The sequence below is a fragment of the Phocaeicola fibrisolvens genome (genome assembly GCF_025567125.1).
GTDB classification, from domain to species: Bacteria; Bacteroidota; Bacteroidia; order Bacteroidales; family Bacteroidaceae; genus Phocaeicola; species Phocaeicola fibrisolvens.
Genome location: NZ_JAOQJI010000010.1, coordinates 81,776 through 103,674, shown reverse-complemented (window position 1 = coordinate 103,674; position 21,899 = coordinate 81,776). Strand labels below are relative to the sequence as shown.

Sequence of the window (21,899 nt, the reverse complement as noted above, 5' to 3'; positions counted from 1 at the left end):
ATTGCTTGATTCCCTAAAGATACGAAAAATTAGGGAGACGGGCAAGTCCTGACTGAGCGAAGTTTGGGCTTGCCCGATTTTTTTGCAGGCACAAAAAAGGCCATCTCAAATTATATTTCAATTTGAGACAGCCTCTTTTCTATGCTATGGTGATTTTTTAAATCAAGAATCCCAGCAAGATACCGGCAGCTACTGCCGAGCCGATAACACCGGCCACATTCGGACCCATGGCGTGCATCAACAGGTAGTTGGTCGGATCATATTCCGCACCGACAATTTGCGAGATACGGGCAGAGTCGGGCACGGCAGATACACCTGCATTACCGATAAGCGGGTTGATTTTGTTTTCTTTCTTCAATACGAGATTGAATATCTTCACGAAGAGCACTCCCGACGCGGTTGCTATCACGAATGACAAGGCACCCAGGCCGAAAATCTTCAGTGAATCCCATGTGATGAATTCTGAAGCCTGGGTGGAAGCGCCTACGGTCAATCCCAACAGAATGGTGATGGTGTCAATCAGCGGACCGCGGGCTGTCTCTGCCAAACGGCGGGTCACACCGCTTTCTTTTAACAGGTTACCGAAGAACAGCATACCCAACAGCGGAAGACCCGAAGGAACCAGGAAGCAGGTGAGCAACAGACCCATAATGGGGAACAATACTTTTTCGGTATGAGATACGGCGCGTGGGGCTTTCATGCGGATGAGACGTTCTTTCTTGGTGGTCAGCAAACGCATGATAGGCGGCTGGATAACCGGCACCAATGCCATATACGAATAGGCGGACACGGCGATGGCTCCCATCAGGTTGGGTGCCAGCTTCGATGAAAGGAAGATGGCGGTCGGACCGTCTGCACCTCCGATGATGCCGATGGCAGCTGCCTGCATGGGGTCGAATCCCCATTCAAGTGCAATCATATAGGCACCAAAGATACCGAATTGGGCTGCCGCACCGATAAGCATCAGCTTCGGATTGGAAATCAATGCCGAGAAGTCGGTCATGGCTCCAATGCCGAGGAAGATGAGTGGCGGATACCATCCCGATGTCACTCCTTGATATAAGATGTTGAGAACCGAACCCTGTTCGTAGATACCGACTTGCAGGCCGGCCTCCATATTGAAAGGAATGTTGCCCACCAGCATACCGAATCCGATTGGAATCAGTAGCATCGGCTCGAATTCCTTCGCCACGGCAAGATAAATGAAGAATATACCGACGGCTATCATGATGAAATGCTGGTAAGTCGCATTGTAGAAGCCGGTATAAGTCCAGAAATCCGCCAGGTTGCTTTGTAAGAAATTGATAAATTCTCCCATAACTATCCAATGATTATAAGGTCTGTACCTTCGAGTATTGATTCTCCCTTGCTCACCTTGATGGCAGTTACCTTACCGTCACGGTCGGCCTTGATGTCGTTTTCCATCTTCATGGCTTCCAGTACGAGCAATGTCTGTCCGCGTTTCACGGCATCTCCTTCCTTCACCTTGATTTCCAGAATCACGCCCGGAAGCGGCGACTTGATGCCTGACTTGCTTCCTGCTACAGCCGGACGGCTCACGGCGGGAGGAGGAGCTGCCGGTGTGGTAGCTGCCGTACGGACTACCGGTTTGATTTTCGGCCCGGTCTTCTTTTCCATTTCCACGGTATAGGCCGTTCCGTTTACTTCTACATGCACGTTATTGTCTTCTATATCTCCCACGGTCACCTTGTAGAGATTTCCGTTGATTTTATATCTGTATTCTTTCATGGTTTTCGTTATACTTTAGAGGTTATTTCTTATGAGGCGTTTCACGCAAGGTATAAATCTTGGAACTCCACGGTGAGTAGCTCCGTTTCACCCGGCTGATGGTCAGGATGGTTTCTTCCACATCGTGGTCGGCTCCCTGTGCTTCATGCAAGGCCATGGAAATGGCGGCAATGACTTCGCCCGGAGCTTCTCCCAGTCCGCGCTCCTTCGCTTCCTGCTTGTCGGTGACATTCTGAGCCTTCATGGCGTTGCGTTTACGCAGCTTGACGGCAACCTTGCCGATGATGCGGAAGCTGATGTACAATAGAATAAGCCCGATGAAAACCACGGTCATGGCAGTAATGGTCATGCCCAGCCCCGCCGAGTCGTGTTGTTCGAACTTGTCCATCTTCGGGTTTCCTTCCAGCGTCTGGTTGTTTGTGCTTGGAGTCACGTATTTGGTCTCGCTGTCATCCTTTACTTCCCATTGGTCTGCCCCGTCGCTTACCCGCGCATACGACTGGTCTGTCTTCAGTACACCGGCAGGCACAACCACTTCATCCAACAGTTTCCGTCCCGAATCGTATAATCCTACCCAGTTGTCACGGGTCTTGCTTAATACGAAATTGGTATGGAACGTGCCCCGGCGCGGTGCTCCGTCTGCCCAGAAGAGAGCGTGCTGGCGAGGGCTGATGGCAGTCAGTACATCTCCTTTGGGAATGAAATAAGACAGGGTGTCGCCCGGCTCACTGCTCACTTTCAGGTAACATCCTGCCAGGTTGACACTATTATAAGATGTGTTGAATATTTCCACCCATCCGCTATGCACGCCATAATCGTCCTGAAAGTTGTCTTGATTATCCACCAAGACTTCGTTGATGACGATTTTACTGCCCGTATCCGGTGCGGTGCACGAACTGAGCGCACCGACCATAGCAGATGCGAAGAATATTCCGGCTATGTATTTGTTCATAACTAAACGCATTAAAAAGGTGAATGTTACAAAGGAATATTACCGTGTTTCTTGGCCGGATTGGTCAGCTTCTTGGTCTGCAACTGCTGCAAGGCACGAATAATGCGGAAACGTGTGTTACGCGGCTCAATCACATCGTCAATGTAACCATACTTGGCTGCATTATACGGGTTGGCAAACAGCTTGGTATATTCGGCTTCTTTTTCGGCCATAAAGGCTTTCGGATCGGGTGCGTCTTTTGCTTCCTTGGCATACAGCACTTCTACGGCACCGGCTCCACCCATTACGGCAATCTCGGCAGTAGGCCATGCATAATTCATGTCGCCACGCAACTGTTTACAGCTCATCACAATGTGAGAACCGCCATAAGACTTACGAAGGGTCACCGTCACTTTCGGTACAGTAGCCTCCCCATAAGCATACAACAACTTAGCTCCATGCAGAATGACGGCGTTGTATTCTTGTCCCGTGCCCGGCAGGAATCCCGGTACGTCTACCAATGATACGATTGGAATATTGAAAGCATCGCAGAAACGAACGAAACGAGCGGCTTTACGGGATGCATTGCAGTCGAGTACTCCAGCCAGGAACTTCGGCTGGTTGGCTACGATACCGACTGACTGTCCGTTGAAGCGTGCAAAACCGATAATGATGTTCTTGGCAAAATCACGCTGCACCTCGAGGAACTCCCCATTATCGACAATGGCACCGATTACTTCGTACATATCGTATGCCTTGTTCGGGCTGTCAGGGATAATTTCGTTGAGCGAATCTTCCAACCGATCAATCGGATCCATACAGTCTACATAAGGAGGCTCTTCCAAGTTGTTCTGTGGGATATAACTCAACAATTTACGAATCAAGGCCAAGCCTTCTTCTTCTGTTGCTGCCGTGAAATGAGTCACACCTGAACGAGTGGAATGCACACTGGCACCTCCCAAATCTTCCTGTGACACATCCTCTCCTGTCACCGTCTTGACTACCTTTGGTCCGGTAAGGAACATGTAAGAAGTACCTTCCATCATCAAAGTAAAGTCTGTCAAGGCCGGAGAATACACTGCACCTCCTGCACAAGGACCGAAAATACCGGAAATCTGCGGAATCACTCCCGAAGCCAGGATATTGCGTTGGAAAATTTCCGCATAACCCGCCAACGCATTGATACCTTCCTGAATACGTGCACCTCCAGAGTCGTTCAAACCGATGCAAGGAGCCCCCATCTTCATGGCCATATCCATCACTTTACAGATTTTCAATGACATTGTCTCAGACAAAGAACCGGCAGAAACAGTGAAGTCCTGGGCAAAAACATAAACCAGACGGCCTTCGATAGTCCCGTAACCGGTTACGACGCCGTCTCCCAAATAATGTTTCTTGTCCATTCCGAAATTCGTACAGCGATGCTGCACGAACATATCCATTTCTTCAAAGCTTCCTTCATCAAGGAGCATGGCTATACGTTCACGTGCAGTGTACTTTCCTTTATCATGTTGCTTGTCGATGGCTTTCGTGCCTCCACCCAGACGAGCCTGCGCACGAAGCTCTATCAATTCTTTTACTTTTTCAAGTTGGTTACTCATGGTATTAGTCTTTATATGGATAAAATAAAAATGAGGTTCCTTTCCCAATTATTTCTCGCAGAGTTCGGTCAATACTCCCATGGTTGACTTCGGATGCAAGAAAGCAATATGCAGTCCTTCTGCTCCTTTACGGGGGGCCTTGTCAATCAAACGAATTCCAGCTTCTTCCGCCTGTGCCAACGCATTTGCCACTCCGTCTTCTACGGCAAAAGCCACATGATGTACCCCCATACCGCGATTTTCAATAAACTTAGCAATGGTGCTATCGGGACCCGTCGGTTCCAATAATTCGATTTTTGTGTCACCACATTTCAAGAACGCGGTTTTTACCTTCTGGTCTTCTACGGTTTCTATATTATAGCATTTCAATCCGAGGACATTTTCATAATAAGGAAGGGCTTCTTCAATACTCTTGACTGCGATGCCCAAATGTTCAATGTGAGAGATTTTCATAATGGATTTGTTTTTTATGGGTATTAATTTAAAGTTGTGTTTCATATACACGCAGACAAAGAAAAGAAAATTGCGGTGAAAAAAGAAACTTTTTGACGATTTTTTCAAAGAATACCCGTTGTTTAAAGAGAGGTTAATTCATTTTGTTCCTCCCCTACAAACGACTATACATAAATTTTAGTCAATACACGGTTAAGCCAGCCCCAGCGTACGCGAAACCAACGACGACTACTCATCTGCTTTCCTCCGAAACGCAGAATAAAATCACGGTAACCGTATTTCTTAAAAGGCAGACCGGCATCAATGAACTCAAAGTGATCGCAGCCATGCAAACGGGCATATCGAATAGCTCCCCATACAGCCAGCACACCTGGATACTGCAAAGGATAAGTTTTACGCATCCCTCCGGAAAACAAAAGGTAGGCATCACTCCCCGAGAACAGACATACGGACCCTCCAATAATCTTATCCTTGTAACGCACGATAAAAATCTTTCCACAATGGGAAGAATGTTCCAACAAAGTACTGAAAAAACCTATATCTGGCAAATAACGGTGAATCTTAGGTGAATAATAACGTTTTAACATACTGAAAAAGGCCTTCAGTTCTTCCTTCGTATGAGCCACCTCAATAACAGCTCCATTTTTAAGTCCGTGACTAATTTGCTTTTTACGGGAAGCACTCATCCATTTATCCAAGGAATCATGATGGAGAGAATTGCGTACCCGAAGCCAGCGAACTGGGAAATAACCGTTCTGGCGGAAATAACGATATCCAAACAAAGGCTCTTCCAAATTACGAAACTCCAGTATAAAAGCCCGTTCAGAAAATTGAAGGGTAAAATACGACAGCAACTCCCGAAAAATCTCTTCTTTCCGGTAAGAAGACGAAAAATACTCACCTACTCCATACGCATAGCCCTTCTCTACAAAACGACATAGACGTGTACTTCTACGTAAGATACACAATAATTTCCCAATAGGAGTTTCCCCCTCGTAGGCCACCAGTAAACGTGGACAGTAGCCGTTCGTCTGTTCCAGCACATGAAACAGTTCAGTAGAATGAAAGATGTTGGAACCCGGCAAATCGGGCACATCCTTAGCGTGATAATATGTAGCTAAACGGATGCTCATGTCATGCAAATTTACATTTTTTTATTGAGGATTTAACAGGGAAGCCTTATATTTGTCCACACAAATTTATTTTTTATGGAAAACTTCAGTGATTTAATCAGAAACAGACGAAGCATGCGTAAATTCACAGGCGAAGAACTTACCCAAGACCAGGTGCTCACGCTATTGAAAGCTGCATTGATGTCTCCTTCTTCCAAACGCTCCAATTGCTGGCAGTTTATTGTCATCGACGATAAAGACACGTTGGAAAAGCTGTCTTTCTGCAAGGAATCGGGAGCCGCTTTTGTAAAAGATGCCGCTATAGCCATTGCAGTTACAGCCGACCCGCTTGCCAGTGACGTATGGATTGAAGATGCCTCCATTGCTTCTATCATGATACAGCTGCAAGCCGAAGATTTGGGACTGGGAAGCTGCTGGGTACAGATCAGGGAACGCTTCACGGCCAACGGTGTGCCTGCCAATGAATATATCCATGAACTGCTGGACCTACCCTTACAGCTACAAGTGCTTTCCCTCATCGCCATTGGACATAAGGGAATGGAACGCAAACCTTTTGATGAATCACACTTGCAATGGGAAAAGGTACACATCAATAAGTACGGAGAGAAATAATGGCTACATCAACTGGTAAACACAAGGATACGTACCGAGCTACCGCCGTTTTCCTCGTACTGACGGGACTACTCTATCTGATTGACAAATGGGTTGGATTTGACCACCTCGGATTGCCGTGGGTGATGCAGAAGGATACCATGCTACTCTATGCTGCCGTAATTTTCTTATGGTTCAAGAGTGACAAGTCGGTAGGTCTTATTCTGTTGGGCATCTGGCTGATACAAAACATTGGCCTGGTAATCTCCCTGCTGGGGCAAATGTCAACCTTCCTGCTGCCTGCCGTACTGCTGGTCATTGGAGTTTTATTATATTTCTTATCTTCACGCGGATGATGGACACAAAAGATAAATCGATTGTATGTATCGGGGCCGGCAATGTAGCCACCCATCTTTCAAAAGCCTTGCAACAAAAAGGCTTCCAGTTACAGCAGGTGTACAGCCGAACCGAAGAGTCTGCCCGTACGTTAGCCAACACACTGGGATGCAAATGGACAAACCAACTGGCACAAGTTTACGAACAAGCGGATGTGTACATTGTCTCAGTCAAGGATGCTGTATTGGAAACAGTCATTGACCAACTGGCCCATTGCAATCCCGACGCACTCTATCTGCACACGGCCGGAAGCATGCCTATGGAGGTGTGGAAAGGGAAACAGAAAAACTATGGTGTAGCGTATCCCATGCAAACTTTCAGCAAACAACGAGAAGTGCGCATGGAAGAAGTACCCTTCTTCATCGAAGCCAACTCGACTGAAAACCTTTCGCAGCTCCGGGAGATTGCCGAAAGTTTGAGTTCCAAGGTGTATGAAGCCACTTCTGCACAACGGAAATACCTGCACATCGCAGCCGTATTTGCCTGCAACTTCAGCAACCACATGTATGCCATCTGCGAACATTTGCTCACGGCACATCAGTTGCCTTTCGAAACCATGCTGCCCCTGATTGACGAAACAGCCCGGAAAGTACACGAACTGTCCCCCATCGAAGCGCAGACAGGCCCAGCCCGACGGTATGACGAGAATGTCATCCACCGCCACCTGGACATGCTGAAGGAAGAGGAACCGCAACTGGCCGAAATTTACAGGTTACTGAGCCTGCATATCCACCAATATGAAACTGAACATCAAAAATAAGAATCCCCAATATGATTAATTACGATTTGACGAAAATAAAAGCTCTGTTCTTCGACGTGGACGGAGTATTGAGTGCAGAAACCATCTTCCTGCACCCGGATGGAGAGCCGATGCGCTCTGTCGACATCAAAGACGGATACGCCCTTCAACTGGCCGTGAAATGCGGCCTGCATGTAGCCATCATCACAGGCGGAAAGACAGAAGCCGTACGCAAACGTTACGAGGGACTGGGCATCAAGGATGTCTGCCTTGGAGCTGCCATCAAGATCCGCGAATATCAGGAGTTGCTGACCAAATACGACCTGAAACCGGAAGAGGTGCTTTACATGGGCGACGATATACCCGATTACGAAGTGATGCAACTGGTAGGATTGCCCTGCTGCCCGGCAGATGCAGCTCCGGAAATCAAGGCCATCAGCAAGTACATTTCTCACTGCAAAGGTGGATATGGTTGCGGAAGGGACGTGATTGAACAGGTGCTGAAAGCACAAGGAAAATGGATGGCCGGACAAGCCGCTTTCGGATGGTAATTATTAAAAAACTGACAGAAATATGAGACCATTGGAAAATGTTCAGCACTATAAAATTGTATTGGCTTCCAATTCTCCACGCCGACGGGAACTGTTGAGCGGACTGAACGTGAACTACACAGTAAAGGTGCTGCCAGGAATCGACGAAAGTTATCCAGACAATTTGGAAGGAGAGGAAATCCCCATGTATATCTCACGCAAAAAAGCGGATGCCTATCGCAATTCCATGGAAGAGGATGAGCTGATTATCACAGCAGATACAGTAGTATATATCCACGGGAAAGTATTAGGCAAGCCTAAATCACTGGAAGAAGCCAAAGAAATGCTACGGGAACTTTCCGGTGACACCCATCAGGTAATCACCGGCGTGTGTCTGACTACCCGAGAAACACAGCGCACATTCTCGGCTGTGACACAAGTCACCTTCGATGTGCTGACTGAAGATGAAATTGATTTTTATGTAGAGAAATACCATCCACTAGACAAAGCAGGTGCCTACGGAGTACAGGAATGGATTGGCTTTGTAGGTGTATCGAAACTGGAAGGATCGTATTTCAATGTCATGGGACTCCCGGTACAGCGTCTGTATCAGGAACTCAAAAAACTTTAATGCAAAACTCTAGAAAGGGCTGAATAGGTGTTTCGGCCCTTTATTTTTGCCTGCCAAATCAAACTGAAACTCCATCGTTCAGGAATTGTTTTCAACACGGTATTCGCCAAGTTCTGCCGACGGTCGGCTGCGAACTGTGGGCAGAGACGGTGAAATTCCTTCCGCGCCTCACACACGGCTCTCACATTGCCCCAATCGCCTTTCAACAACCAGACAAGGGCGGCACAATAATCCAGAAAAGTACGTACACGCATCACCGGAGCAAGCTCTTCTTCCGGCAAATTCTTATAGAGCATCAACAGATTGTTACGGAAATTCAGAAAGGTTTTCCGTGGATTTTCTTTCTTCAACGTAGCTCCTCCCACATGATATACCGTACTCGAAGGAACACAGACCAACTGAAATCCCCGGCTGCGCAAACGCCAGCACAAATCAATTTCCTCCATGTGGGCAAAGAAGCGAGCATCCAGTCCCCCCACTTTCCGATAGACCTCAAGGCGAATCAGCAATGCAGCACCTGTGGCCCAAAACACCGGGATAATCTCCTCGTATTGTCCTTTATCCTCTTCCACCACATCCATCACACGTCCACGACAAAACGGGTAACCATAACGGTCCATAAAGCCTCCACTGGCTCCTGCATATTCAAACATATTTCGATGACGATAGGACAAAATCTTAGGCTGGCAGGCAGCTGCATCGGGATGGGTATCCATATAAGCCACCATATCCCGAAGCCACCCTTCGGTCACCTCCACGTCACTATTCAACAATACCACATATTCGGCCTCAACTTGTTGTAAAGCTCGGTTATATCCCTCGGCAAAACCATAGTTCCGGTCCAGACGTATCAACTGTACAGAAGGAAATTCTTTTTCCACCACCGCACACGAATCATCGGTAGACGCATTGTCTGCGACATACACCACTGTTGCTTCCTCACAGGAACCGGTGACTACCGACGGAAGGAACTGACGAAGCATCGCCTCGCCGTTCCAGTTCAAGATGACCACTGCTGTCTTTATCATAAAATTGTTCCTTTAAGCGAGGTTTCGTCTTCATTGAAATCCCCTAAACGTACTTTCACCAGATGATTGTCCAACTTCTCATCGTGGGCTAATTCCACCCGGATATAGTTCTTAGTAAAACCGTGCATTGGGGCGCCAGCTTTGGATTTTTCCATCAGTACTTCAGCCTCCTGTCCTATGTGACGGGCATAAAAAGCCTTGGTTTTCTCATCCGACAACTCAAGCAACCGTTGACTTCTGACATGCTTCTCAGGCGCAGGAACTACATAGTCTATTTTTAAAGCCTGTGTACCGGGACGCTCGGAATAGCTGAATACGTGCAGTTGGGTCACATCCAAGCTTTTGATAAACTCATACGCACGTTCAAAATACTCAGGAGTCTCTCCCCGTGTTCCCACAATCACATCTACACCAATAAAAGCATCAGGCATCAAGGACTTGATTTTAGCTACCTTCTCTGCAAACAAGGCGGTATCATAACGACGGCGCATCAACTTCAACACTTCATCGCAACCAGACTGCAAAGGAATATGGAAATGAGGCATGAAGCGACGAGAACGGGCTACATACTCAATAATCTCATCCGTCAGCAAATTAGGCTCAATGGAAGAGATACGGTAACGTTCAATGCCTTCCACCTCGTCTAGCGCCTTGACCAAATCGAAAAAGGTTTCTCCCGTCGTCTTTCCAAAATCTCCAATATTCACCCCGGTCAACACGATTTCTTTTCCGCCTTCTGCAGCCGCCAGCCGGGCTTGTGCCACCAAATCCTCAATCTTACCGTTCCGACTCCTTCCACGAGCAAAAGGAATCGTACAGTAAGAACAGAAATAGTCACAGCCATCCTGCACTTTCAGGAAATAGCGGGTACGGTCTCCTCGTGAGCAAGAAGGTGAAAAAGTACGGATGTCTTTCGTGGCTGTCACTACCGCCTCACCGTGAGCATGCTTTTCCAGATTACCTAGGTAGTTCATGAGTTCTCCTTTCTGTTCAGCACCCAGCACCAAGTCCACCCCTTCTATCTCAGCTACTTGTCCCGGTTTCAACTGCGCATAACATCCGGTTACCACAATAAACGCACCAGGATGCTGCCGAGAAAGACGATGAATGGCTTGACGACATTTCTTGTCGGCCATCTCCGTCACTGAACAGGTATTAATCACACAAATGTCTGCTTTTTCACCTTTCCGGGCCGTACGAACTCCTGCTTCTTTTAAGGTTTTCCCAATAGAAGAAGTTTCTGCAAAATTCAACTTACAGCCTAGCGTATAGTAAACAGCTACTTTATCCTGAAAAATAGTTGTATCAATCATATCTCTTTATCATTTAGAAGTCTGCAAAGGTACATATAATTCACGACTCTTAAAACGAGTTTGTATGGATTGACTTCCTAATTAGACGTTTTTGGAGACTTTTCGGGCTTTCTTGGAAAAATTATCAAATCAAGAAATAAAAAGCTATGTTTTGCAACACATTATCATTCAGAGAGATAAGTTTTAAAACATATTTTTTTGAAAAAAAATCGCCTAAAAGTGAACAACGTATCAGAAAAGTCTATATCTTTGCAACGTTTTAAGAAAACAACATAAGTATTACAGATTAAAAAGCAAAGAAAATGAAAAAATTAGTATTTTTGTTCGTAGCATTTGCTGCAGTTTCTTTCGCTTCTTGCGGAAACAAAGCAGCTAACAGTGAAGCAGCAGCTGATTCAGATTCAGTAGCAGTAGTTGAAGAAGCAGCTCCGGTTGTTGATTCAGCAGCAGTAGTTTGCGATTCAGCAGCAGTAGCTGGTGACTCAGCAGTAGTAGCTGAATAATCTCGAACATCAGAGAGAATTGAAAGTCTGTAAGCTCAGCCTACAGACTTTTTTTATGCCTTTTCGCAACTTCAGACAACTCATCCCACCCCTTTATTTTTATCTTTAAATCCCAATATTGCACATCACTTCATCGCTCTTTTGAAAGATTCTCCTTAAAAGGATTACGTTTTAACAAACCCTGCCTCTATCCGACTGAAATCATTCCATCTAATTTATCCAAAAAATAAACTTCCAGTCACTCTTACATAACGTTCGAAAAAATAAAAAACCCCGAACAGACATACATCCATTCGGGGGATTTATCAAGTATTTACAGATACAAATTAAGCTTCTTCTGCAACTACTTCGAAAGGAATTTCTACAGAAACTTCCTTGTGAAGTTTAACGATAGCCTTGTAGTGTCCAACTTCTTTTACATTGTCCTTTACCACAATAATCTTACGATCAATGTTGTGACCCAACTTAGCCAATTCATCAGCAATCTGAATGCTGCCTACTGAACCGTAGATTGAACCAGTTGCACTAACCTTAGTAGCAATAGTCAATGAAACGCCCTTCAGTGTTTCTGCTACAGCTTCAGCATCTTTCTTAATCTTCTCCAATTTATGAGCACGCTGCTTCAACTCTTCAGCCAACATTTTCTTTGCAGCCGGAGAAGCAATCACTGCTTTACCCGTCGGAATAAGATAGTTACGACCATAACCAGACTTCACGGTTACAATATCATTCTTGTAGCCCAAGTTAACTACGTCTTCTTTCAAAATCAGTTCCATATTCTTATTCCTCCTTTATTATTTCATCATATCAGTTACGAAAGGCAGCAAAGCCAAGTGACGAGCTCTCTTAACAGCCTGCGCAATACGACGCTGGAACTTCAATGAAGTACCTGTAATACGGCGCGGAAGGATCTTTCCTTGTTCATTCAAGAATTTCTTCAAGAATTCAGGATCTTTGTAGTCGATGTACTTAATACCGCTCTTTTTGAAACGACAGTATTTTTTCTTCTTCACGTCTACTGAAGGCGGAGTTAAATATCTGATTTCTGATTGTTGCTGTGCCATGATTAGTTTTCCTCCTTTTTAGTTGATTTTACATTTCTTCTCTTAGCAGCGTATTCTGCAGCATACTTATCCATCTTGAAAGTCAAGAAACGGATTACTCGTTCGTCACGACGGTAGTTTACTTCCAGCTTCTCAATTACAGACGGTTCTGCTTTGAATTCAATCAGTTGATAGAAACCTGTAGACTTCTTCTGAATTGGGTAAGCCAATTTTTTCAAGCCCCAGTTTTCTTCATTGATGATCTCCGCACCTTCCTGAGTCAGGATAGCTTTGAACTTTTCTACCGCTTCCTTCATCTGAACATCAGACAAAACGGGAGTTAAAATGAAAACGGTTTCGTATTGATTCATACTATTCGTTAATTAAATTATTAATAATGATTTTTTATTTGCGCGGCAAAGGTACGATTTTTCAACTAAGAAACCAAAGATTCTCACCTATTTATACAATAAAGAATCTTAAAAAGAGAACAATTTATCATTTCATCTCTCTTTTACCTACTTTATATAGCTGAAATATACTATATTTGCAAGGTTGTTTAAACAATAATTACATGATAGAACAGTTTAATTTTGACATCCAACTGATATTTGCCATACTAAATGGAAAAGTGTCGGCTGCCATCAATCGAAAATTAATCCGCAACTTCAGGCTCAATGGTATGGAAATTACCCCAGAGCAATGGACTGTATTACTTTACCTTTGGGAAAAAGATGGAGTAACCCAGCAGGAATTATGCAATGCCACCTTTAAGGACAAGCCCAGCATGACTCGCCTGATTGACAATATGGAAAAACAACATCTGGTAATACGAGTACCGGATAAGAAAGACCGCCGAACCAACAAAATCCACTTAACAGAAAACGGAAAAAAACTGGAAGAAAAAGCAAGATTCATTGCAAACAAGACACTGAAAGAAGCGCTCCATGGCCTAACCTTGGAGGAATTAAGAGTCAGTCAGGAAGTATTACGGAAAATCTTTACCAACACAAAAGACTAGCCAGAATAACTTCCAACAAAAATATAGAGAGCTCACATCCGTGTAAAAAACATTACATTTGTCAAGCTTTTATAAAAGCCATGATATACATGCTTGAATTTCTGTTTTTTTTCACGAAATAATTTTCTGAATAGAAGAATTATGCTTTAATTTGTAACCATGAATAAATAAACCATAAAAAGAAGACACACATGAAAAGCTTATTACAGAATTTAGGAGTGATATTAGTCATTATCGGTGCTGTAATTCTCATTGCAGGCTATGCAGTAGGTAATGTGAACAACAACGCTGTATTAGGAGGTTCCTTGGTACTTGTTGTGATAGGACTAATTGCTTACATCATCCTGAACAAAAAAATTACAGACTGAATTTTCTCAGCCAACAAACAGCAATAAAAAAGCCTGAATTTTTCAATTCAGGCTTTTTTATTGCTCATCATTTCAAGAACTACATCTCATTCACCTTCTGGAGTAATCAATTTATATCCCTTTCCATGGATATTGATGATTTCAATCGAATCATCTTCTTTCAAATGTTTACGCAGCTTAGTGATATATACATCCATACTTCTTGCATTGAAATAATTGTCATCAATCCAAATGGTTTTCAATGCAAAGTCACGCTGAAGAATTTCATTGGCATGTGCACAAAGCAAACCCAACAATTCTGATTCTTTCGTAGTCAACTTGGTCTGCTTATCACCGATAGACAAAATTTGCTTCTGCGTATCGAATGTAAAACGTCCAATTTTATAAACGGTACTTTCACGATTACGTTTTCCACGAACACGGCGCAAAATCGCTTCAATACGGAAAGTCAGTTCTTCCATACTAAAAGGCTTCGTAATATAATCGTCTGCACCAATCTTGAATCCTTCCAAAATATCTTCTTTCAAGGTCTTTGCCGTCAAGAAAATAATAGGAACTTCTGCATTTGCCTGACGAATTTCCTGAGCCAAGGTAAATCCATCTTTTCTCGGCATCATTACATCCGTTACAACTAAATCGTATTTACTTTTCAAGAAAGCCTTAAATCCAGCTTCTCCATCCGGAAAAAGATCTGCATTATAACCTTTCGCCTGTAAATATTCTCTCAAAAGCATGCCAAGATTCTCATCATCTTCGCACAGCAAAATACGCAATTTGTCGTCCATATCTTATTCTTCTTTAAATAGTGGTATCGTAATAATAAACTTTGTTCCTACATTCAATTCACTTTCGGCCCGAATAGAACCTTTATGATCTGTAATTATCTTTTTCACGTAAGCCAGTCCAAGACCAAAGCCTTTCACATCATGCAAATTTCCCGTATGAACACGGTAGAACTTATCAAATATCTTCTTCAGATTTTCCTTTTTGATGCCAATTCCATTATCCTCCACAGAGATACACAACTTGCAGCCCTCATTCCATGTACGAATTTTCAGGGCAATATCTCTCTCTGGGTTCTTGTATTTCACAGCATTATCCAATAAATTGAAAATCACATTTGTAAAATGCATTTCATCTACAAAAATCACAGGATCTTCCGCCATCAGTTCCGCCTCAAGCGTTCCATTATCTTTTTCAACTTTCAAACGGAAAGTATTGACCACTCCATTGATAAGTTCATGGGCATCTATTTCCTTTTTCTTTAACGTCACACTTTGTCTCTCAAACATAGACATCTGCAACACCTTTTCCACCTGGAATCTCAGGCGCTTCGTTTCATCGTTGATGACGCCAGATATATGCTTGAACATGACAGGTGATTTGGCTACTGCAGGATCATTCAGCATTTGAGCCGCCAACGAAATGGTCGAAATCGGAGTCTTAAACTCATGCGTCATATTATTGATAAAATCATTCTTAATTTCAGTCAATCGTTTCTGACGGAAAATAATATAAATTGTAAAGATGAATGTAATCAATAGTACAACTGTAAAAATAATCGACGGAATCATAAACTTTACAGAACTGAAGATATAATCATCCAGCGTAGGGAAGGAAATATTTACAAATCCCATTTTGGCTGGAGGGTCTTTTTCAAAAATCAACCGAGAATAAATCTTTTCATCATCATGTACATAGTCCGGACACCGATACACTGTTTTCCCATCTCGGTCAGTCACAGAAAAATGATAAGGTATATCGATTCCATTGTTAAACAACTCCGTTTTCAAGAAATGATCCAACTGCTTAAAATTAACCCTTTCTTTCAACGGTTTATCACTCGCCGTATAAAGAATATTATATACAACTTCATCCAATAAAGCACGCTGATAAACATAACGTTCTTTAAGAATCTCCTGTAAAGCCCGCGAAGTCTGAGGTATAGTCTTTCCCGTGGAGATAACCACTTTCGGCACATTAGCCGGTCTGTTCATGATCGTTTTCAGTTCAAAAGTAGAATAAGTGGATCCATCGGGAGCAGTAATCGTATACTGATGATGCTCTACCACATTCTCTCCACTATTGTCACTCGCCGCCTGGTACTTTCTCGATAAAAGTGCCGCACGTTCTTGGGCCGCTACATCCTTTTCCAGATATCTTTTCGTTTCCACCAGTTCCAAATTATGCACAACCTTACCCAGACTACGATTCACGTTCTCTTCAAACTGGCTGCGACGCATCTTGACCATCTCTTCAATATAGCTCACCTGCAAATAGAGCAAGCTTAGAAAAGATAATCCCATTACAACTCCTAATATCCAAATAGTAGACTTTTTCATACGGGCAAATTTAACAACCTGACAAATACAACCCTAGTAGCTTAACAAGTTTTAATTGGGAGTTTGTCGTATATTAACCGAAAATCAGATTTTACCTGCGAAATTCTTCACCAATCTGTCTTTTCAGCTTGCACATATCGCAAAAATAATAAAAAATTGGATTAACAACAAATAAACAGTCCGTTTTGTTTAAGCTAAGTTAAACAAAAAAGCCGTGTCTTTTTAAGAAACACGGCCTTTTTACCTATAAAAATCACAACTAATGTTATGCTTCGTCCTTTTCCTGCTCTTCAAACTCCTTCATCAGCTTGTTCTGGACATCAGTCGGAACCAGTTCATAGCTGGCAAACTTCATAATAAATGAAGCACGACCTCCTGTCAACGAACTCAATGAAGTAGAATAATTGGACATTTCTTTCAAAGGCACTTTTGCGCACAACTTTTCATATCCTTTTTCACTGGTCATACCCATAATCATTCCACGACGCCCTTGCATGTCACTCATTACATCGCCCAATTTATCACTTGGCACAAATACTTCCACATCATAAATCGGTTCCAGAATCTTCGGCCCGGCATTCTTGAAGGCTTCACTGAATGCATGACGTCCAGCCAACATAAAGGAGATTTCATTGGAGTCTACTGGATGCATCTTTCCATCATATACGATAACACGCACATCACGTGCATAAGAACCGGTCAACGGACCTTGCTCCATACGGCTCATGATACCTTTCAGGATGGCCGGCATGAAACGTGCATCGATGGCTCCACCTACCACACTGTTCACAAATACCAGTTTTCCACCCCATTCCAGGTCGATTACTTCCGTACCTTTCACATTCATCTTATATTCCTGTCCGTTGAACTTGTAGGTTTCCGGAGCTGGCATACCTTCATAATATGGCTCTACAATCAAGTGTACCTCACCAAACTGACCGGCACCACCCGACTGCTTTTTATGACGATAGTCGGCACGCGCAGCCTTCGTGATGGTTTCACGATAAGGAATCTTCGGTTCATAAAACTGGATAGGCAATTTCTCATTGTTTTCCAGACGCCATTTCAACGTGCGCAAATGGAACTCACCTTGTCCGTGTACCAGAATCTGACGCAGTTCTTTGGATTGCTCTACAACCCATGTCGGATCTTCCTCACGCATACGATTCAATACCGCCATCATCTTTTCCGTATCCGCCTCATTAACCGGTTTGATAGCTCTTGTATATTTCGGATTCGGATACTTGATAAAGTTGAAACGGTTTTCACAATCCTTTCCGTTCAACGTATTTCCAGTCTTTACGTCTTTCAGTTTCACCGTACAACCGATATCTCCCGCACGAAGTTCATCCACCTTTTCACGGTTTGCTCCTGCACACACATACAATTGGGCCATACGTTCTTTGGAACCTCTATCCGCATTACTCAAGTCGTCTCCTTCGTGAACCACTCCACTCATCACCTTAAAATACTGTACATCACCGATATGAGGTTCTACGGCCGTCTTAAGGAAATAAAGTGAAGTCGGACCATTCGGATCAGGAGGAACAGGTACACCGCGTGTGTTATGCACCACCGGCATTTCATCTACAAACGGAACCACATTTCCCAAAAATTCCATCAAACGGCGAACGCCCATGTCTTTTCCCGCACACACGCAGAATACAGGAAACATCCCTCTGGCTGCCAAGCCCTTACGGATACCTTCACGCATTTCGTCTTCTGTCAGCGATTCAGCCTCAAAGAATTTCTCCATTAGGCTCTCATCATGTTCCGCAGCGGCTTCTACCAAAGTCTTATGCCATTCCTGTGCCTTTTCCATCTCTTCCGCCGGAATATCTTCGATAGTAGGGGCTCCACCGTCGGGTCCCCAAGAATATTTCTTCATTAAAAGTACATCAATCAACGAATTGAAGTCGGGTCCTGTAGCCAACGGATACTGAACCGGAACAACCTTAGAGCCATAATTCTCTTTCAACTGTTCAAGCACATGGTCGAAATCACATTTTTCACTATCCAGCTGGTTCACCAGGAAAATCACCGGTTTACCCAGTTTTTCAGTATAACGGAAGTGATTCTGCGTACCCACTTCCGGACCATATTGCCCGTTCAGCAACAAGATGGCAGTATCAGTCACATTCAACGCGGTAATAGCAGCCCCTACGAAGTCATCACTTCCCGGGCAGTCTATAATATTGAGTTTCTTCCCGTTCCATTCCACATGATATACAGTAGAAAATACTGAATATCCATATTCCTGCTCCACCGGGAAATAATCACTCACCGTATTTTTGGCAGTAATTCTTCCGCGACGTTTTATAATACCACTCTCATAGAGCAAGGCTTCTGTGAGAGTGGTTTTACCTGAGCCGTCATTACCGAGAAGGGCAATGTTCTTGATTTCGTTTGTCTGATATACTTTCATGGTATTTCAAGATTTAGTTTAGTAACGAAAGGATATGCTTTTCATATCTCTTATTTTTTAACGAAGCGCAAATTAGAGATTATAATTCAGAAAAACAATAAAAAGTTTCGTGTTACTAAACTATGTTTTCAGACATAGTAATCCAAAATTCTTTCCGTCCTCCCTAAATTATCCGTATATTTACACCCGCAAAACCAATTCTTACAGTTAATTGTTTATGGCTGGAATCTACCTTCATATCCCCTTCTGCAAACGACGTTGCATCTACTGTGACTTCTTTTCCACTACTGAAAATGAAAAGAAAGAGGCTTATATCCAAACCCTTGTCAAAGAGCTGAAACTCCGAAAAGACTACCTAAGTGGAGAAACCATAGATACCATCTATTTGGGAGGAGGTACCCCTTCTCAGCTGGAAGAAAAAGATTTTGCCCAATTGTTCGACTATATATATAAGGTATATCCTGTAAACCCTGAAGCCGAAATCACACTCGAAGCTAATCCGGACGATTTGACACCAGCATACGTGAACATGCTCCGCAGCCTTCCTTTCAACCGACTGAGCATGGGCATACAGACTTTCAAGGAAGACACCCTCCGCCTGTTGCATCGCCGGCATACAGCCGCCCAAGCCCGACAAGCATACCAGCGTTGCCGGGAAGCTGGATTTCAGAACATCAGCATCGACTTGATGTACGGACTACCCGGTGAAACACTGGAGGACTGGCAGAAAGACCTGCAAACAGCCATTGATATGTACCCGGAACATATTTCCGCCTATCACCTGATTTATGAGGAAGGCACCCCTTTGTGGAAACTGAAAGAGGCGCACAAAGTGGAAGAAACTGATGAGGACTTGAGCGTATCCTTATTCAAGGAACTGATCCATACCTTAAAAGCCCATGGATACGAACATTATGAAATATCCAACTTCTGCCAACCCGGATATTATTCACGCCACAATTCAAGTTACTGGACGGGCAAAAAATACTTAGGATGTGGTCCTTCCGCCCATTCATACGATGGAATCTCCCGCCAATGGAATGTGGCCTCCCTTTCCCAATATATACAAGGTATCCAACAGGGAACACCCTGTCAGGAGAAAGAAGAACTCGATCTCTATACCCGCTACAACGACTTTGTCATCACGCGCCTGCGTACAGTTTACGGAATTCCTACTGACCTATTGAAAAACACATTTGGAGAAACTTTATACAACTACTGCATGCGTATGGCCTCGTCTTATCTGAAACAAGGTCTGCTGACCTGGGATCATCATATTCTGAAGCTGACCGAAAAGGGGATATTTATCTCCGACGGGATTATGAGCGACCTGCTTTGGGTGGTAGATTAGATTTTTTAACAATTTCTACGTAGGGGATTTACTACATTTCTGCGTTTTCATAACAAACCCCTAAAAACAAATGTCATGGAAACTCAAAAAGTAATTCTTCCTTTCTTTTACGCGTTGTTCCTTCCGGACTTTCCTCAGGAAAACGAGTCAGATTCCCGTCCGACGGAAAACAATGAAAAATCACACTCCCAACCCATCCCTCAAATCACGCTGGAAAAAGAATAAAATCACACCAAACAACTTCTTATTCATTCAAAGTCACAAAAAAATCCCAGAATAAGGCAGAAGTACCATTTCCACCTCATTCCGGGATTCCTCTTATTACTCTTATTACTTATATAGACGTATAAAGCTACTTATTTGGCCAAGCTATACACGATATCCATAATCTGCTTACCCAATTCCTCTGCCGCTTCCATGGTAGAAGCTTCTGAATACACACGGATAATCGGTTCTGTATTACTCTTGCGGAGGTGTACCCACTTGTCCGGGAAATCAATCTTCACTCCGTCGATATCATTGATTTCTTCATTCTTGTACAATTCCTTCACCTTCGCCAGAATGGCGTCTACATCTGTTTCCGGAGTCAAGTCAATACGGTTCTTGGCAATGAAATAGTTCGGATAAGTAGCACGCAACTCACTTACCTTCTTTCCTTCGTGTGCCAGATGGCTCAGGAACAAAGCGATACCTACCAAAGCATCCCGTCCGTAATGAGATTCCGGATAGATTACTCCACCGTTTCCTTCTCCACCAATCACGGCATGTGTTGCTTTCATCTTGGCAACCACATTCACTTCACCTACCGCAGAAGCATTGTATTCCATGCCATATTTGCGAGTCACATCACGCAACGCACGGGTAGAACTCAAGTTAGATACCGTATTGCCCGGAGTGTGTTTCAACACATAATCCGCTACAGTGACCAACGTATACTCTTCTCCATACATCGCTCCATTCTCACAGATAATAGCCAAGCGATCCACATCCGGGTCTACTACGAAAGCCACGTCACAAGTACCTTTCTTCATCAATCCCATGATGTCGCCCAGATTCTTTTCCAACGGTTCCGGATTGTGCTGGAAATCACCCGTAGGTTCGCAATACAGTTTTTCCACATGCTGCACGCCCAACTGTTCCAACAACTGAGGAAGTACGATACCTCCAACTGAGTTCACACAATCGATAGCCACACGGAAATTAGCCTTACGGATAGCTTCTACGTCCACCAGCTTCAATGCCAGCACACTGTCAATGTGTTTCTGGTTGTATGTATTGTCTTCCCGATATTTACCGATGTGGTCTACATCTGCAAATTCAAATTCTTCTGCAGCTGCAATGCGCAATACTTCGTTTCCTTCGGCTGCATTCAGGAATTCACCATGTTCATTCAACAGTTTCAACGCATTCCATTGTCTCGGATTGTGACTGGCAGTCAGAATAATTCCACCGCAAGCCCCTTCCATTGTCACTGCAAGTTCGGTTGTCGGAGTAGAAGCCAGACCGATGTTCACCACATCGAATCCCATTCCCATCAAGGTACCGCAAACTACATTCTTCACCATCTCACCAGAGATACGTGCATCACGGCCTACTACAATCTTATTGGTTTTGATGGTAGTCGTTTTCCGAATCAACGTAGCATAAGCAGAAGTGAATTTCACGATGTCCAAAGGATTCAGTCCTTCACCGGCATGGCCGCCTATAGTACCACGAATACCGGAAATAGATTTAATAAGTGTCATAAAATA

At 43.9% G+C, this 21,899-nt stretch carries 25 protein-coding genes; 10 read left to right on the top strand and 15 right to left on the bottom strand.

Features of this window, described 5'->3' with window-relative positions:
• Nucleotides 1-157 precede the first annotated feature (157 nt).
• The 6 genes from OCV81_RS06525 to OCV81_RS06500 form a co-directional block, all read right to left on the bottom strand.
• Nucleotides 158-1,318 (bottom strand): sodium ion-translocating decarboxylase subunit beta, encoded by a 1,161-nt coding sequence (locus OCV81_RS06525; RefSeq protein WP_117672303.1) that lies wholly within the window; start codon nucleotides 1,316-1,318, stop codon nucleotides 158-160.
• 2 nt (nucleotides 1,319-1,320) lie between these two features.
• Nucleotides 1,321-1,749 carry a biotin/lipoyl-containing protein gene (locus tag OCV81_RS06520; RefSeq protein ID WP_148329360.1) on the bottom strand — a complete coding sequence of 143 codons (429 nt, stop codon included), beginning with the start codon at nucleotides 1,747-1,749 and terminating at the stop codon, nucleotides 1,321-1,323.
• A gap of 22 nt (nucleotides 1,750-1,771) precedes the next feature.
• Nucleotides 1,772-2,701 carry an OadG family transporter subunit gene (locus OCV81_RS06515; protein WP_117672299.1) on the bottom strand — a complete coding sequence of 310 codons (930 nt, stop codon included), beginning with the start codon at nucleotides 2,699-2,701 and terminating at the stop codon, nucleotides 1,772-1,774.
• Between the two features lie 26 nt (nucleotides 2,702-2,727).
• Nucleotides 2,728-4,281, bottom strand: a complete 1,554-nt coding sequence (locus OCV81_RS06510) for an acyl-CoA carboxylase subunit beta (RefSeq protein WP_148329359.1) — start codon at nucleotides 4,279-4,281, stop codon at nucleotides 2,728-2,730.
• A 48-nt stretch (nucleotides 4,282-4,329) separates the two neighbouring features.
• Entirely contained in the window at nucleotides 4,330-4,734 is a 405-nt protein-coding gene (gene mce / locus OCV81_RS06505; protein ID WP_148329358.1) for a methylmalonyl-CoA epimerase, read from the bottom strand.
• A 164-nt stretch (nucleotides 4,735-4,898) separates the two neighbouring features.
• Entirely contained in the window at nucleotides 4,899-5,867 is a 969-nt protein-coding gene (locus OCV81_RS06500; protein ID WP_148329357.1) for a GNAT family N-acetyltransferase, read from the bottom strand.
• A 75-nt stretch (nucleotides 5,868-5,942) separates the two neighbouring features.
• Between OCV81_RS06500 and OCV81_RS06495 the strand changes: the two genes are divergently transcribed.
• Genes OCV81_RS06495 through OCV81_RS06475 form a run of 5 tightly spaced genes read left to right on the top strand, consistent with a single transcriptional unit; the run spans nucleotide 5,943 to nucleotide 8,754 of the window.
• Nucleotides 5,943-6,479, top strand: coding sequence for a nitroreductase family protein (locus OCV81_RS06495; RefSeq protein WP_148329356.1), 537 nt, complete (start codon nucleotides 5,943-5,945; stop codon nucleotides 6,477-6,479).
• Nucleotides 6,479-6,814 (top strand): hypothetical protein, encoded by a 336-nt coding sequence (locus tag OCV81_RS06490; protein WP_148329355.1) that lies wholly within the window; start codon nucleotides 6,479-6,481, stop codon nucleotides 6,812-6,814. Before OCV81_RS06495 ends, OCV81_RS06490 begins: the two co-directional genes overlap by 1 nt.
• Nucleotides 6,811-7,614, top strand: a complete 804-nt coding sequence (locus tag OCV81_RS06485) for a Rossmann-like and DUF2520 domain-containing protein (RefSeq protein ID WP_148329354.1) — start codon at nucleotides 6,811-6,813, stop codon at nucleotides 7,612-7,614. Before OCV81_RS06490 ends, OCV81_RS06485 begins: the two co-directional genes overlap by 4 nt.
• Nucleotides 7,615-7,625: 11 nt before the next feature.
• Complete coding sequence (locus OCV81_RS06480) at nucleotides 7,626-8,144, top strand: KdsC family phosphatase (RefSeq protein WP_148329353.1); 519 nt, start codon at nucleotides 7,626-7,628, stop codon at nucleotides 8,142-8,144.
• A gap of 22 nt (nucleotides 8,145-8,166) precedes the next feature.
• Complete coding sequence (locus OCV81_RS06475; protein WP_148329352.1) at nucleotides 8,167-8,754, top strand: Maf-like protein; 588 nt, start codon at nucleotides 8,167-8,169, stop codon at nucleotides 8,752-8,754.
• Here OCV81_RS06475 and OCV81_RS06470 read toward each other — a convergent pair.
• Complete coding sequence (locus OCV81_RS06470) at nucleotides 8,751-9,779, bottom strand: glycosyltransferase family 2 protein (protein WP_204432592.1); 1,029 nt, start codon at nucleotides 9,777-9,779, stop codon at nucleotides 8,751-8,753. The two genes, OCV81_RS06475 and OCV81_RS06470, sit on opposite strands and share 4 nt — an antisense overlap.
• Nucleotides 9,779-11,095 (bottom strand): tRNA (N(6)-L-threonylcarbamoyladenosine(37)-C(2))-methylthiotransferase MtaB, encoded by a 1,317-nt coding sequence (gene mtaB / locus OCV81_RS06465; protein WP_148329350.1) that lies wholly within the window; start codon nucleotides 11,093-11,095, stop codon nucleotides 9,779-9,781. The genes OCV81_RS06470 and mtaB overlap by 1 nt, the downstream gene beginning before the upstream one ends.
• 302 nt (nucleotides 11,096-11,397) lie before the next feature.
• Between mtaB and OCV81_RS06460 the strand changes: the two genes are divergently transcribed.
• Entirely contained in the window at nucleotides 11,398-11,598 is a 201-nt protein-coding gene (locus tag OCV81_RS06460; RefSeq protein WP_148329349.1) for a PG1828 family lipoprotein, read from the top strand.
• Nucleotides 11,599-11,924: 326 nt separating this feature from the next.
• Here the strand turns inward: OCV81_RS06460 and rplI are convergent, their stop codons facing one another.
• From rplI to rpsF, 3 genes are read right to left on the bottom strand one after another with little or no spacing between them, the layout of a single operon-like run.
• Nucleotides 11,925-12,374: a 50S ribosomal protein L9 gene (gene rplI, locus OCV81_RS06455; protein ID WP_022353203.1), complete on the bottom strand. Its 450-nt coding sequence runs from the start codon at nucleotides 12,372-12,374 to the stop codon at nucleotides 11,925-11,927.
• Nucleotides 12,375-12,392: 18 nt separating this feature from the next.
• The gene (rpsR, locus tag OCV81_RS06450; RefSeq protein WP_005841178.1) at nucleotides 12,393-12,662 is read right to left on the bottom strand and encodes a 30S ribosomal protein S18; all 270 of its coding nucleotides are present in this window, start codon (nucleotides 12,660-12,662) and stop codon (nucleotides 12,393-12,395) included.
• A gap of 2 nt (nucleotides 12,663-12,664) precedes the next feature.
• Nucleotides 12,665-13,012, bottom strand: coding sequence for a 30S ribosomal protein S6 (rpsF, locus tag OCV81_RS06445; RefSeq protein WP_007563184.1), 348 nt, complete (start codon nucleotides 13,010-13,012; stop codon nucleotides 12,665-12,667).
• Nucleotides 13,013-13,215: 203 nt separating this feature from the next.
• Between rpsF and OCV81_RS06440 the strand changes: the two genes are divergently transcribed.
• Both OCV81_RS06440 and OCV81_RS06435 read left to right on the top strand, forming a co-directional pair.
• Nucleotides 13,216-13,662 (top strand): MarR family winged helix-turn-helix transcriptional regulator, encoded by a 447-nt coding sequence (locus OCV81_RS06440; RefSeq protein ID WP_148329348.1) that lies wholly within the window; start codon nucleotides 13,216-13,218, stop codon nucleotides 13,660-13,662.
• Nucleotides 13,663-13,853: 191 nt separating this feature from the next.
• Nucleotides 13,854-14,030, top strand: a complete 177-nt coding sequence (locus OCV81_RS06435) for a hypothetical protein (protein WP_204432524.1) — start codon at nucleotides 13,854-13,856, stop codon at nucleotides 14,028-14,030.
• Between the two features lie 86 nt (nucleotides 14,031-14,116).
• Here the strand turns inward: OCV81_RS06435 and rprY are convergent, their stop codons facing one another.
• The 3 genes from rprY to OCV81_RS06420 form a co-directional block, all read right to left on the bottom strand.
• The gene (rprY, locus tag OCV81_RS06430) at nucleotides 14,117-14,815 is read right to left on the bottom strand and encodes a response regulator transcription factor RprY (protein ID WP_022353206.1); all 699 of its coding nucleotides are present in this window, start codon (nucleotides 14,813-14,815) and stop codon (nucleotides 14,117-14,119) included.
• 3 nt (nucleotides 14,816-14,818) lie between these two features.
• Complete coding sequence (locus OCV81_RS06425) at nucleotides 14,819-16,372, bottom strand: sensor histidine kinase (RefSeq protein WP_148329347.1); 1,554 nt, start codon at nucleotides 16,370-16,372, stop codon at nucleotides 14,819-14,821.
• A 265-nt stretch (nucleotides 16,373-16,637) separates the two neighbouring features.
• Nucleotides 16,638-18,797, bottom strand: a complete 2,160-nt coding sequence (locus tag OCV81_RS06420) for an elongation factor G (protein WP_148329346.1) — start codon at nucleotides 18,795-18,797, stop codon at nucleotides 16,638-16,640.
• Nucleotides 18,798-19,014: 217 nt separating this feature from the next.
• Here OCV81_RS06420 and hemW point away from each other — a divergent pair, with 217 nt between their 5' ends.
• On the top strand, nucleotides 19,015-20,148 hold the full coding sequence (gene hemW, locus OCV81_RS06415; RefSeq protein WP_148329345.1) for a radical SAM family heme chaperone HemW: 1,134 nt from the start codon (nucleotides 19,015-19,017) through the stop codon (nucleotides 20,146-20,148).
• Nucleotides 20,149-20,223: 75 nt separating this feature from the next.
• Complete coding sequence (locus OCV81_RS06410; RefSeq protein WP_022353210.1) at nucleotides 20,224-20,373, top strand: hypothetical protein; 150 nt, start codon at nucleotides 20,224-20,226, stop codon at nucleotides 20,371-20,373.
• 131 nt (nucleotides 20,374-20,504) lie between these two features.
• On the opposite strand, the gene glmM is transcribed toward OCV81_RS06410, so the two are convergent.
• Nucleotides 20,505-21,893 (bottom strand): phosphoglucosamine mutase, encoded by a 1,389-nt coding sequence (gene glmM / locus OCV81_RS06405; RefSeq protein ID WP_022353211.1) that lies wholly within the window; start codon nucleotides 21,891-21,893, stop codon nucleotides 20,505-20,507.
• Nucleotides 21,894-21,899: the final 6 nt, after the last annotated feature.